Annotated in this window: 12 protein-coding genes and 1 pseudogene; 8 read left to right on the top strand and 5 right to left on the bottom strand. The window is 71.0% G+C overall.

What is annotated here, in order from left to right:
• Positions 1–6: 6 nt before the first annotated feature.
• Positions 7–519 carry a mycothiol transferase gene (locus A5714_RS23065; protein WP_068289280.1) on the bottom strand — a complete coding sequence of 171 codons (513 nt, stop codon included), beginning with the start codon at positions 517–519 and terminating at the stop codon, positions 7–9.
• 47 nt (positions 520–566) lie between these two features.
• Here A5714_RS23065 and A5714_RS23060 point away from each other — a divergent pair, with 47 nt between their 5' ends.
• From A5714_RS23060 to A5714_RS23045, 4 genes and pseudogenes are all read left to right on the top strand, one after another.
• Positions 567–2,297 carry an amidohydrolase family protein gene (locus A5714_RS23060; protein ID WP_068289278.1) on the top strand — a complete coding sequence of 577 codons (1,731 nt, stop codon included), beginning with the start codon at positions 567–569 and terminating at the stop codon, positions 2,295–2,297.
• 39 nt (positions 2,298–2,336) lie between these two features.
• Positions 2,337–2,873 (top strand): annotated as a pseudogene (locus A5714_RS23055) (PPE family protein); the annotation flags it as partial.
• 127 nt (positions 2,874–3,000) lie between these two features.
• Complete coding sequence (locus A5714_RS23050) at positions 3,001–3,396, top strand: hypothetical protein (protein ID WP_068073537.1); 396 nt, start codon at positions 3,001–3,003, stop codon at positions 3,394–3,396.
• Positions 3,397–3,444: 48 nt separating this feature from the next.
• Complete coding sequence (locus tag A5714_RS23045) at positions 3,445–4,005, top strand: carboxymuconolactone decarboxylase family protein (protein ID WP_068289274.1); 561 nt, start codon at positions 3,445–3,447, stop codon at positions 4,003–4,005.
• On the opposite strand, the gene A5714_RS23040 is transcribed toward A5714_RS23045, so the two are convergent.
• The 3 genes from A5714_RS23040 to A5714_RS23030 all read right to left on the bottom strand — a co-directional run bounded on the left by A5714_RS23040 (position 3,994) and on the right by A5714_RS23030 (position 7,350).
• On the bottom strand, positions 3,994–4,818 hold the full coding sequence (locus A5714_RS23040; RefSeq protein WP_068289271.1) for an SDR family oxidoreductase: 825 nt from the start codon (positions 4,816–4,818) through the stop codon (positions 3,994–3,996). The genes A5714_RS23045 and A5714_RS23040 overlap by 12 nt on opposite strands.
• A 166-nt stretch (positions 4,819–4,984) precedes the next feature.
• Complete coding sequence (gene groL / locus A5714_RS23035) at positions 4,985–6,610, bottom strand: chaperonin GroEL (RefSeq protein ID WP_068073530.1); 1,626 nt, start codon at positions 6,608–6,610, stop codon at positions 4,985–4,987.
• 176 nt (positions 6,611–6,786) lie between these two features.
• Positions 6,787–7,350 (bottom strand): TetR/AcrR family transcriptional regulator, encoded by a 564-nt coding sequence (locus A5714_RS23030; RefSeq protein ID WP_068289267.1) that lies wholly within the window; start codon positions 7,348–7,350, stop codon positions 6,787–6,789.
• 102 nt (positions 7,351–7,452) lie between these two features.
• Here A5714_RS23030 and A5714_RS23025 point away from each other — a divergent pair, with 102 nt between their 5' ends.
• Complete coding sequence (locus tag A5714_RS23025; RefSeq protein WP_068289264.1) at positions 7,453–8,367, top strand: SDR family NAD(P)-dependent oxidoreductase; 915 nt, start codon at positions 7,453–7,455, stop codon at positions 8,365–8,367.
• Here A5714_RS23025 and A5714_RS23020 read toward each other — a convergent pair.
• Entirely contained in the window at positions 8,364–9,056 is a 693-nt protein-coding gene (locus A5714_RS23020) for a M24 family metallopeptidase (protein ID WP_068289261.1), read from the bottom strand. The genes A5714_RS23025 and A5714_RS23020 overlap by 4 nt on opposite strands.
• Before the next feature lie 30 nt (positions 9,057–9,086).
• On the opposite strand from A5714_RS23020, the gene A5714_RS23015 reads away from it, so the two are divergent.
• From A5714_RS23015 to glp, 3 genes are read left to right on the top strand one after another with little or no spacing between them, the layout of a single operon-like run.
• Complete coding sequence (locus tag A5714_RS23015) at positions 9,087–9,590, top strand: cupin domain-containing protein (protein WP_068289258.1); 504 nt, start codon at positions 9,087–9,089, stop codon at positions 9,588–9,590.
• A gap of 60 nt (positions 9,591–9,650) precedes the next feature.
• The gene (locus A5714_RS23010; protein WP_068289329.1) at positions 9,651–10,586 is read left to right on the top strand and encodes an SDR family NAD(P)-dependent oxidoreductase; all 936 of its coding nucleotides are present in this window, start codon (positions 9,651–9,653) and stop codon (positions 10,584–10,586) included.
• Positions 10,587–10,604: 18 nt separating this feature from the next.
• Entirely contained in the window at positions 10,605–11,810 is a 1,206-nt protein-coding gene (glp, locus tag A5714_RS23005; RefSeq protein ID WP_068289255.1) for a gephyrin-like molybdotransferase Glp, read from the top strand.
• The last annotated feature ends 1 nt before the right edge of the window (position 11,811 follow it).

The following is an 11,811-nucleotide window of genomic DNA, read 5'->3' as shown; positions in this document are numbered from 1 at the left end:
GCGAATCTACTGAATGCCCCGCACGTAGGCGGCCTGTCCGAGGTGCTGCGCGCAGTCGTCGATGATGCTGACCAGCCGGGCGCTGGCCGTCACCGGCGGGTCCCAGTTGGTGTCCACGACGCGCGCGAGCTCCTCGGCAGTCACGCTGGCGATGTATTCCAGCGTCAGCTTGTGCACCGCGTGGTAGTAGCCGCTCAACAACTCCGCCGGCGCCCGCACCTTGCCCACCTCGTCGGGGCCGTGCCCGTACCCGGTGTCGTTGCGTGGCAGGTCCAGGCCGAAGCGGTCCACCCAGCCGTCGCGCAGCCACACCTGTTCCACACCGGCCACGTCGGCCAGCTGCAGGTCCTGCACCCGCGCGCTGTGCCAGAGCAGCCAGGCGATGCTGTTGGCGGTGGGAGCCGGGCGGTAGTACGACACCTCGTCGGTCAGACCGTCGGTTACTTCGTCGACATGCTCGATCAGCCGGGTGAACAAGTCCCGCAATATTTCCTGGGTGGCCGCGTCGGTAGTAGGCATACGTGCGATCCTGGCACGAGCGACCGGCACAGTCGTAGATTGTTCCCATGGCTTACGACCTCGTCATCCGCAATGGCACCATCGTCGACGGGCTGGGCGGTGAGCCGTTCGTCGGCGACGTCGCGGTGCGCGATGGCGTGATCGCCGCCGTCGGCGACGTCAACGGCGAGGCCGCCGAACGCGAGATCGACGCCACGGGGCTGCTCGTCACGCCCGGCTTCGTCGACCTGCACACCCATTACGACGGCCAGTCCATCTGGTCGGAGCGCCTGACGCCGTCGTCGGCCCAGGGCGTGACGACGGTGGTGATGGGCAACTGCGGGGTCGGTTTCGCGCCGTGCCGGCAGGAGGATCACGACGTCCTCGTCGACGTGATGGCCGGCGTGGAGGACATCCCGGGCGTCGTGATGACCGACGGCCTGCCGTGGACCTGGGAGACGTTCCCCGAATACCTGGATGCGCTCGACTCCGGCCGGCGCGACATCGACGTGGCGGCGTACCTGCCCCACTCCCCGCTGCGGGTCTACGTGATGGGTCAGCGCGGCGCGAACCGCGAGCCGGCCACCGCCGAGGACCTGGCCAAGATGCGCGCGCTCGCCAAGGAGGCCGTCGAGGTGGGGGCGCTCGGTTTCGCCTCGTCGCGGCTCACCATCCACAAGACCGAGAGCGGCTCGCCGATTCCCAGCTACGACGCCGCCCGCGAGGAGATCGAGCAGATCGCCCGCGGTGTCGTCGACGGCGGCGGCGGCCTATTGCAGTTCGTGCCCGACATCCCGGCCGGCGGCTACCAGCCGGTGTTACAGACGGTGTTCGACGTCGCCGAGGACGTCGGCCTGCCGCTCACCTTCACCCTGGTGGTCGCCAACTCCGGCGACCCGACCTGGCCGGACGCCGTCACCATGATCGAGAAGGCGAACGCCGCCGGCGGCGACATCACCGCCCAGCTGTTGCCCCGCCCGATCGGGCTGATCATCGGGTTGCAGCTGACCGCGAACCCGTTCGTGCTCTACCCCAGCTACCGCGAGATCGCGCACCTGCCGCTCGCCGAGCGGGTGGCCGAGATGCGCAAGCCCGAGGTGCGCGCCCGGATCCTGGCCGACAAGCCCGGCGAGGGGCACCCGATCCTCTACGTCGCGCAGATGTGGGACTGGATCTACCCGTTGGGGGACAACCCCAATTACGAGCCCAACCCGGCGGACAGCATCGGCGCGCGCGCCCGGGCGCGCGGGGTGAATCCGATGGAGGAGGCCTACGACCGGTTGCTCGACGACGACGGCCGCGCCATGCTGCTGGTCGCGACGAGCAACCTGCAGGGCAACTCGCTGGACACCGTCGGCGAATTGCTGCACCGCGACGACGTGGTGCTGGGCCTGGGCGACGGCGGGGCGCATTACGGAATGATCTGCGACGCCAGCTATTCCACGTTCTTCCTGATCCACTGGGCGCGCGACCGCAGGGCCGGGCGGTTCTCGGTGGCCGAGGCCGTGCGGGAGCTGACCTCCGTGCCGGCACGGGTGGCCGGGCTCGGCGACCGCGGCCGCATCGCCGTCGGCTTCAAGGCCGACCTCAACGTGATCGATCACGCGGGGCTGCGGTTGCACAAGCCGGTGATCGCCTACGACCTTCCGGCGGGCGGGCGCCGCCTGGACCAGACCGCCGACGGGTACGTCGCGACCGTCGTATCGGGGGAAATCATCGCCGAAAACGGGGTGCCCACCGACGCCCGCCCCGGCAAATTGGTGCGCGGCCGCCAACCCATCCCCACACACTCGCGATAACGCCACGAAAAACGCCTGATCCCAGTTAAGTTAAGGTCCGTGACGAACCCGCATTTTGCGTGGTTGCCGCCAGAAGTCAACTCGGCACTAATTTTCTCCGGTCCTGGCCCCGGGCCGCTGCTTGCTGCCGCGGCGGCGTGGGACGGGCTGGCCGGTGAGCTGGCGTCGTCGGCATCGTCATTTTCGTCGGTCACCTCCGACCTCGCCAGCGGTGCATGGCAGGGCGCGTCGTCGTCGGCGATGCTGGCGGTGGCCAGCCGGTACGTCAGCTGGTTGAGCACCGCCGCCGCGCAGGCCGAGCAGGTGTCCACCCAGGCCTCGGCCATCGCGACCGCGTTCGAAAACGCGCTGGCGGCCACGGTGCAGCCGGCGGTGGTGGCCGCCAACCGGGCGTTGGTGTCGGCATTGGCGGCCAACAATCACCTCGGGCAGAACACCCCCGCGATCGCCGACATCGAGGCGGCGTACGAGCAGATGTGGGCCGCCGACGTGGCGGCGATGTTCGGCTACCACGCCGACGCCTCGGCGGCCGTGGCGAAGCTGCCGCCGTGGAAGGAGGTGCTGCAGACGCTGGGCTTCCAGTCGACCAGCACCTCGGCGACCCGGCAGGCCAGTTCGGCCGCCGTCGCCCGCAGCTTCACCTCGCGGATCGCGGGGCTGCTGACGCCCCCGGGCCCGGAGTAGCGCGCCTATCCTGACCACCATGCGCGCGAAGAAGAAGGTCGACCTCAAAGCGCTGGCCGCGGCGCTTCCCGACTACCCGTACGCATACCTGATCACCGTTGACGACGGCGGCCGCGTCCACACCGTGACCGTGCGGCCCGCGCTGCGGGAGGCGACGCTCGACGTGGGGCGCATCGGCGGGCGCACCCGGGCGAACCTGGCGCGTCGCGCCGACGTCACCCTGCTGTGGCCGCCGACCGACCCGGGCGGCTACTCGCTGATCGTGGACGGCCGGGCCGAGACGGCCGAGGCCGACGGCGACACCGTGCGCCTCGAGGTGACGCCGACGCGCGCGCTGCTGCACCGCGACGCTGACTCCCCCGACGCCGCGAAGGGCTGCCTGCACGACTGCGTCGTGTTCGCCGTGCCCGAGTAGGCGACGACGCCCCCGGAGTCGGCTTTACCGGGCCGTACAGTCTGATCCGTGAGTCGCATCGCGCCGCTCGCCCCGCCGTGGAGCGAGGAAGACGCCGCCAGCATCCACAGCTGGGGCCACCCGGACCGCGCCTACGAGCCGCTGCTGCTGGTGCGCTGCCTGCAACGCCATCCGGCGCTGGCGTCCCGGCTGCGCAAGCTCGGCGAATCCCTCTACGTCGCGGCGTTGCTGCCCGCGCGGACCCGGACCATCGCGATCCTGCGCACCTGCGCGCTGGTGGGCTGCGCCTACGAGTGGGGCGGCCAGGCGGCGTTCTGGGGGCCGATCGCCGGCGTCAGCGACGACGAATGCGATGCGCTGGTGACCGGCGGCGCCGACGACCCGCGCTGGAGCCCCGCCGAGCGGACGCTGATCGAGGCGGTCGACGAGCTCGAGCGCACCGGGTCGTGGGCCGAGGCGACGTGGGCGACGCTGGGCCGCGACCTCGACGACGAGCAACGCATCGAGCTGCTCACGGCCGTCGGCTGGTACCGCACGATCTGCACACTGTGCAACGCGTTGGCCCTGCCCGTGGAGGGCTGGATGCGGCCGTGGCCGTCAGCTCGCTGACCGGTCCCTGCGCAACGCCGGATGCTGGTTCTTCAGCAGCGGCAGCAGCACGCGGCGCGGCATGAACTGAAACAGCCGGGTGCTGAGCTGGCTGGGCAGGCCCGCGATCACCGTGCCGCGGTCGCGGTCCAGGGCGTCGACCCCGGCGCGGGCCACCTCCCGCGACGGCTTCCAGAGGATTTTGGGGAACGCGTCGGCGAAGGCCCGCTCGTCCATGCCCGCGCTGGTCAGGAACTCGGTGCGCACCGGCCCCGGGTTGAGCACGGCGACGGTGACGCCGGTGCCGGCGAGCTCGCCGCGCAGGCCTTCGGTGTAGGTCCTCACGAAAGCCTTGGTGGCGGCGTAACAGGCCTGCCCCGGGAAGGGATGGTAGCCCGCCGTGGAGCCGACGTTGAGGATCGCGCCGCGGCCGCGCGGCACCATCTGCTGCACTGCGCGGGTGGTCAGGTCGACGACGGCCTCGACGTTGACCCGCACCTGGGCGACCTCGGCGTCGACGGGCGTCTTAGTGACCGAGCCGATGGTGCCGATGCCGGCGTTGTTGACCAGGATGTCGGCGGTCAGCCCGCGGCGGCCGACCTCGTCGAACAGGCCGGCCCGCGCGCCGGCATCGGCGACGTCGCAGGCGATCACCTCGACGCGGACGCGTGTGCGCAGTTCGTCGGCGAGCTCGCGTAGCCGGTCTTCGCGGCGGGCGACCAGGGTGAGGCCGTGGCCGCGGTCGGCCAGTTCGCGGGCGATGTCGGCGCCGATGCCCGACGAGGCGCCGGTCACGACGGCGGTGCTGGTGGGCGAGGGTTGCGGAAGGGCCACGCGCCTCAGCGTACGGGTGCGTCGGGCGGGGGCCGTTTCAGTGCGCCCGAACGTGCAACTAGCTTCACGCTCGGCGTCGAACGTGCGGCTAGCTTCACGCTCGGCGCTCGAGACACGAAAAAGCCCGGCTTCCTCGCGGGAAGCCGGGCCTTCTCGTGCTGGGGACTTAGAAGTCCATGCCGCCCATGCCACCGGTCGGGTCGCCCGCGGGTGCGGCCGCCTTCTCCGGCTTGTCGGCGACGACGGCCTCGGTCGTCAGGAACAGCGCGGCGATCGACGCGGCGTTCTGCAACGCCGAACGCGTCACCTTGACCGGGTCGGCCACGCCGGCCTTGAGCAGGTCCTCGTACTCACCGGTGGCGGCGTTCAGGCCGGTGCCGGCGGGCGAGTTGCTGACCTTCTCGGCGACCACGCCGGGCTCCAGACCACCGTTGAAGGCGATCTGCTTGAGCGGAGCCGACAGCGCCACGCGGACGATGTTGGCGCCCGTGGCCTCGTCACCGGAGAGCTTCAGCTCGTCCAGTGACGGCGCCGCGTGCAGCAGGGCCACGCCACCACCGGCGACGATGCCCTCCTCGACGGCGGCCTTGGCGTTGCGCACCGCGTCCTCGATGCGGTGCTTGCGCTCCTTGAGCTCCACCTCGGTGGCGGCGCCGGCCTTGATCACCGCAACACCGCCGGCCAGCTTGGCCAGGCGCTCCTGCAGCTTCTCACGGTCGTAGTCGGAGTCGCTGTTCTCGATCTCGCCGCGGATCTGGGCCACGCGCCCGGCGATGGCGTCGGAGTCACCGGCGCCCTCGACGATGGTGGTCTCGTCCTTGGTGACGACGACCTTGCGGGCCTTGCCGAGCAGGGCCACGTCGGCGCTCTCCAGCGACAGGCCGACCTCCTCGCTGATCACCTGACCACCGGTGAGGATCGCCATGTCCTGCAGCATCGCCTTGCGGCGGTCGCCGAAGCCCGGAGCCTTGACGGCGACGGACTTGAAGGTGCCGCGGATCTTGTTCACGACCAGGGTGCTCAGGGCCTCACCCTCGACGTCCTCGGCGATGATCAGCAGCGGCTTGCCGGCCTGGATGACCTTCTCCAGCAGCGGGAGCAGGTCCTTGACCGTCGACACCTTGGAGCTGACCAGCAGAATGAAGGGGTCCTCCAGGACCGCTTCCTGCCGCTCGGCGTCGGTGACGAAGTAGCCCGAGATGTAGCCCTTGTCGAACCGCATGCCCTCGGTGAGCTCGAGCTGCAGGCCGAAGGTGTTGGACTCCTCGACGGTGATGACACCCTCGTTGCCGACCTTGTCCATCGCCTCGGCGATCAGGTCGCCGATCGACTGGTCGCCCGCGGAGATCGCGGCGGTGGCGGCGATCTGGTCCTTGGTCTCGACCTCCTTGGCCGACTTGAGCAGGGTCTCGGTGACCTTCTCGACGGCCTTCTCGATGCCGCGCTTCAGGCCCAGCGGGTTGGCACCGGCGGCGACGTTGCGCAGGCCCTCACGGACCAGCGCCTGCGCCAGCACCGTGGCGGTCGTGGTGCCGTCACCGGCGACGTCGTCGGTCTTCTTGGCGACTTCCTTGACCAGCTCGGCGCCGATCTTCTCGTAGGGGTCCTCCAGCTCGATCTCCTTGGCGATGGACACACCATCGTTGGTGATCGTGGGGGCGCCCCACTTCTTCTCCAGGACGACGTTGCGACCCTTGGGGCCCAACGTCACCTTTACCGCGTCGGCGAGGGCGTTGAGCCCGCGCTCGAGGCCGCGACGGGCCTCTTCGTCGTACGCAATTGTCTTGGCCATTGCGAAGTGATTCCTCCGGATTGGGGATGACACGTTCTGGCCGGGTGCAGTGCCCGCGACGGACGACCGGGCTGTCGTTGGGCCTGGTCTCACCGTCCCGACCTAGCACTCACCAGTCGCGAGTGCCAACGTCATTCTTAGCACTCGCCCATGTCGAGTGCAAGAAGTGGCGGTGGTTATCGCCCAGCGCGCAGACCGTCGATGACGACGTCGGTCACCCGCTCGGCGAGCTCGGAGTTGTAGGCCTCCATCGCCTGGCACCCGACCAGGATGGCCTTCACTTCGCGCACGCCGAGGTCCGGCCGCGCGGTGCCCGACCGCTGCGCCGCCTCGAGCAGGGTGCCGAGCATCTCCAGGAACGCGTCCTCGGCGTCCCGAGCGGCGCTGTCGAGTTCGATGCCCAGCCCGGCCAGCGCGTCCACCAGGCCCCGATCGGCGGCCCCCCACTGCAGCACCAGCGTCCGCAGGTACTCGAACAGGGCCTCGCCGGGCGCACCCGACTCCAGCAACGCGTAGCCGCTGCGGACCAGCTGGCGCAGCCGATCGTCGACGACGGCGGCGAACAACGCCTCCTTGGTCGGGAAGTGCCGGTACACCGTGCCGGCGCCCACCCCGGCGCGCCGAGCGATCTCGTCGATCGGGACCGACAGGCCCTCGGCCGCGAAGGTTTCGTAGGCGACGTCCAGCACGCGCGCCCGATTGCGGGCCGCGTCGGCGCGCAACGGCCTGGGTTGCGCCATCTGTTCATCACCTCGCTGTTGACAAAACGGGGCGTGCGTTCCATATAGTGGGGGCAACCGGAGCGCCCGCCCCGTTTACTCTACTAGTTCAAGGAGGCCGCCATGGCCAAATGGACCACCGCGGACATCCCCGACCAGTCCGGCCGGGTCGCCGTCATCACCGGGGCCAACACGGGCCTCGGCTACGAGACCGCCCTGGCGTTGGCCGCCCGCGGCGCCCACGTGGTGCTCGCGGTGCGCAACCTGGACAAGGGCAAGGACGCCGTCGCGCGCATCACCGCCCAGAGCGCCGACGCCGACGTCGCGCTGCAGGAACTCGACCTGACCTCCCTGGAATCGATCCGGGCCGCCGCCGACCAGCTGCGCTCCGCCCACGACCGCATCGACCTGCTCATCAACAACGCCGGCGTCATGTGGACCCCCAAGGGCACCACCAAGGACGGCTTCGAGCTGCAGTTCGGCACCAACCACCTCGGCCACTTCGCCCTGACCGGCCTGCTGCTGGACCGCTTGCTGCCGGTCGCCGGCTCGCGGGTGGTGACGGTCAGCAGCCTCGGCCACCGCCTGCTGGCCGACATCCACTTCGACGACCTGCAGTGGGAACGCAGCTACAACCGGGTCGCCGCCTACGGGCAGGCCAAGCTCGCCAACCTGCTGTTCACCTACGAGCTGCAGCGCCGGCTGGCCCCGCGCGGGACGACGGTCGCCGTCGCCGCGCACCCCGGCGGGTCGCGCACCGAGCTGACGCGCAACATCCCGGCGCCGGTCGAGCGGGTCGTGACGCCGCTGTTCGGGCTGATTTCGCAGGACGCGGCCACCGGAGCCCTTCCGACGCTGCGCGCCGCCACCGACCCGGGCGTGCTGGGTGGTCAGTACTTCGGGCCGGACGGCTTCGGGGAGATGCAGGGCCACCCGAAGGTGGTGGCGTCGAGCGCCAAGTCGCACGACGCCGAGCGGCAGCGCCGGTTGTGGGCGGTGTCCGAAGAGCTCACCGGCGTCGTCTACCCCGTCGACTAACCCAGGTCGAGCAACTGCTCGTAGAACCCTCCGAAGCCGCGCGGGCGGTCGACCAGGTGGACCTCGAGGATCCAATGGCACGGCCGCCCGTCGCCGCCCGCGCGGCGCATGGGTTTGGTCGAGCCGGGCGTGATGTACCACTGCACGCCGTCGCCGACGATCTTCTTGTGCGGGAACTCACCGACCAGGTGGCCGGCGATCGGGCTGCCCCAGCCGAAGTCCTGCGCTTCGGCCACACCGACGACGTAGTCGTACAACTGCGCGCCCGTGACGTCGGGATGGGCGGCGAAGTAGTCGCGCCCCGCCTGCCACACCCGCGGAAGCGCTTCGCGCACCGCGACTTTCGCGGGGTCGTCGCCCAGCACGAAGGTGCGCCCGAAATCCGCCTCCCAGTCTTCGAAGATGGGGCCCAGATCGACGAAGGCGATGTCGTCGTCGGCGAGCACCCGGTCCGGCGGATGCTCCTTGAACGGCAGCAGGGTGTTCGCGCCCGCGCGCACGATGCGCCGGTGCCAGTGCCGCGTCACCCCGAACAGCTCGGCGGCGAGGTCGCGGATCTCGTCGGATAGCGCCTTCTCGCCCACCCCGGGCCGGATCATGCCGCGCCGCTCGATCTCGTCGAACAGCCGCGCGGCCTTGTCCTGGGCGTCGAGCAGCCGCCGCACGCGAACGTCTTCGCCGGACTCCACTTACGCGATGCTAACTGGCACGCTGGACGGGTGTCCCTGGTCGTGCCGCCGTATCCGCCGCCCCGCTACACCCGTGACGAGCCGGAGGTGAGCGCCTGGCTCAAGCGGGCCTCTGAAAATGGCGGGGAGCCGCCCGACTACCAGACGCCCGGGGTCGCCTACCACTATTTGGCGAGCCAGCGCGACACCGCCGGTGACTACGGTCTCTACCGGGTCGACATCGGCCCGCAGGGCGGTGGTCCCGGCCCGCACTTTCACCGCGCCATGTCGGAGGCCTTCTTCGTGCTGTCCGGGGCCATGCGGCTCTACGACGGCACCGACTGGGTCGACGGCCACCAGGGCGACTTCCTCTACGTCCCGCCGGGCGGAATCCACGGCTTCCGCAACGAGGCCGACGAACCCGCGTCGATCCTGATGCTGTTCGCGCCCGGCGCGCCGCGAGAGGCCTACTTCGAGAACTTCGGCGCGCTGGCCGACATGACCGACGACGAGCGCCGCGAATGGTTCGCCCGGCACGACAACCATTGGGTCTGAGCCGCCGCGGCGGCCCGCGCCGACCGGCGGAATCCCGTCGCGGTGAGTAAGTTCTGGGCCATGCCTGCAAACGACCCCGGACGGAATTGGTCGGAGAGCGACATCCCGGACCAGAGCGGCCGCGTCGCCGTCGTCACCGGCGCCAACACCGGCATCGGTTATCACACGGCCGCCGCGCTGGCCTACCGCGGCGCCCACGTGGTGCTCGCCGTCCGCGATCTGGAGAAGGGCAATACCGCCCTGTCCCGCATCCACGCCGCCAGCCCCCGCGCCGACGTGACCCTGCAGGCGCTCGACCTGACCTCGCTGGATTCGGTGCGCGCGGCCGCCGACGCGTTGCGCGCCGCCTACCCCCGCATCGACCTGCTGATCAACAACGCCGGCGTCATGTGGACCCCCAAGGCCACCACCAAGGACGGTTTCGAGCTGCAGTTCGGCACCAATCACCTGGGGCACTTCGCGCTGACCGGGCTGCTGCTCGACCACCTGCGCAAGGTCCGCGAGTCCCGGGTGGTGACGGTGAGCAGCCTCGGGCACCGGCTGCGGGCCGCGATCCACTTCGACGACCTGCAGTGGGAACGCGGCTACGACCGGGTCGCCGCCTACGGGCAGTCGAAACTGGCCAACCTGCTGTTCACCTACGAGCTGCAGCGCCGCCTGGCGGCTCACCCGGAGGCCAAGACCATCGCCGTCGCGGCCCACCCGGGCGGGTCCAACACCGAGCTGGCCCGCAACCTGCCGGGCATCTTCCAGCCGCTCAAGGCGGTGCTGGGGCCGGTGCTCTTCCAGAGCCCGGCCCAGGGCGCGCTGCCGACGCTGCGGGCCGCCACCGACCCCGACGTCCAAGGTGGGCAGTACTTCGGGCCCGACGGCTTCCTGGAGCAGCGCGGCCACCCGAAGCTGGTCTCCTCCAGCGCGCAATCCCACGACGAACAGCTGCAGCGCCGGCTGTGGTCGGTCTCCGAAGAGCTCACCGGCGTCAGCTTCGGAATCTGACGGGCCGATAATGGCCGGGTGCGGTCCGTAGCAGAGCACCAGCGCGTCGTCGCCGACCTCGTCCGCGCCCGGCCCGCCCGGCCCCTGCCGCTGGCCGAGGCGCAGGGCCTGGCCCTGGCCGACGACGTCGTCGCGCCGCTGGCGCTGCCCCTCTTCGACAACTCCGCGATGGACGGCTACGCGGTGCGGGCCGAGGACGTCGCGGCCGCCACGGCCGACCGGCCGGTGCTGTTGCCCGTCGCGGAGGACATCCCGGCCGGGCGCACCGACGCCCTGTCCCTGCGGCCAGGGACCGCCCACCGCATCATGACCGGCGCGCCCGTCCCGGCGGGCGCGACCACCATCGTGCCGGTCGAGGACACCGACGCCGGCGCGGACGTGGTGGCGATCCGGGCGGCCCGCGAACCGGGCAAGCACATCCGGCGGGCCGGCGAGGACGTCGAGCCCGGCACCGTCGTGTTGCGCAAGGGGCAGCTGGTCTCCGCCGCCGTCCTCGGGCTCGCCGCCGCGCTGGGGATCGCCGAGCTGGCGGTGATCCCGCGGCAGCGGGTACTGGTGGTGTCCACCGGCTCCGAGCTGGTGGCCCCGGGCGTCCCGCTGCGGCCGGGCCAGATCTACGAGTCGAACTCGATCATGCTGGCCGGAGCGGTGCGCGACGCGGGCGCCGACGTGGTCGCGATCGCGACCGCCGAGGACGACGTCGCGCAGTTCAGCGAGATCCTCGACCGCCACGCCGCCGCGGCCGACCTGATCATCACCAGCGGCGGCGTCAGCGCCGGGGCCTACGAGGTGGTCAAGGACGCGTTCGGCCGCGACGGCGACCAGGGCGTCGACTTCGTCAAGGTGGCCATGCAGCCCGGGATGCCGCAGGGCGTGGGGCGCGTCGCCGGCACGCCCATCGTGACGCTGCCCGGCAACCCGGTGAGCTCGCTGGTGTCCTTCGAGGTGTTCCTCCGGCCCGCGCTGCGCCGGGCCATGGGCCTGCCGGATCCCGAGCGGCCGCAGCGGCCCGCCGTCCTCACCGAGTCGTTGACCTCGCCGCGCGGCAAGCGCCAGTTCCGGCGGGCGATCTTCGACGCCGAGGCGGGCCGGGTGCTCAGCTACGGGCCGCCCGCCTCGCACCACTTGCGGTGGCTGGCCACGGCCAACGCGCTGCTGGACATCCCCGAGGACGTCGTGGAGGTGCCGGCGGGGGCGCAGGTGCAGGTCTGGGACCTGGGCTGAG

The organism is Mycobacterium sp. E2462, from assembly GCF_001672685.1.
GTDB lineage: Bacteria > Actinomycetota > Actinomycetes > Mycobacteriales > Mycobacteriaceae > Mycobacterium.
Note: the sequence above shows the minus strand (reverse complement) of the source record. Positions and strands in the feature narration are given on the sequence as shown.

Excerpts from the sequence above, each read along its gene's own strand:
- A5714_RS23025 (WP_068289264.1), top strand. The coding sequence starts at position 7,453 with ATGGCCAAATGGACCACCGCGGACATCCCCGACCAGTCCGGCCGGGTC.
- groL (WP_068073530.1), bottom strand. The coding sequence starts at position 6,610 with ATGGCCAAGACAATTGCGTACGACGAAGAGGCCCGTCGCGGCCTCGAG.
- A5714_RS23060 (WP_068289278.1), top strand. The coding sequence starts at position 567 with ATGGCTTACGACCTCGTCATCCGCAATGGCACCATCGTCGACGGGCTG.
- A5714_RS23065 (WP_068289280.1), bottom strand. The coding sequence starts at position 519 with ATGCCTACTACCGACGCGGCCACCCAGGAAATATTGCGGGACTTGTTC.
- A5714_RS23050 (WP_068073537.1), top strand. The coding sequence starts at position 3,001 with ATGCGCGCGAAGAAGAAGGTCGACCTCAAAGCGCTGGCCGCGGCGCTT.
- A5714_RS23030 (WP_068289267.1), bottom strand. The coding sequence starts at position 7,350 with ATGGCGCAACCCAGGCCGTTGCGCGCCGACGCGGCCCGCAATCGGGCG.
- A5714_RS23010 (WP_068289329.1), top strand. The coding sequence starts at position 9,651 with ATGCCTGCAAACGACCCCGGACGGAATTGGTCGGAGAGCGACATCCCG.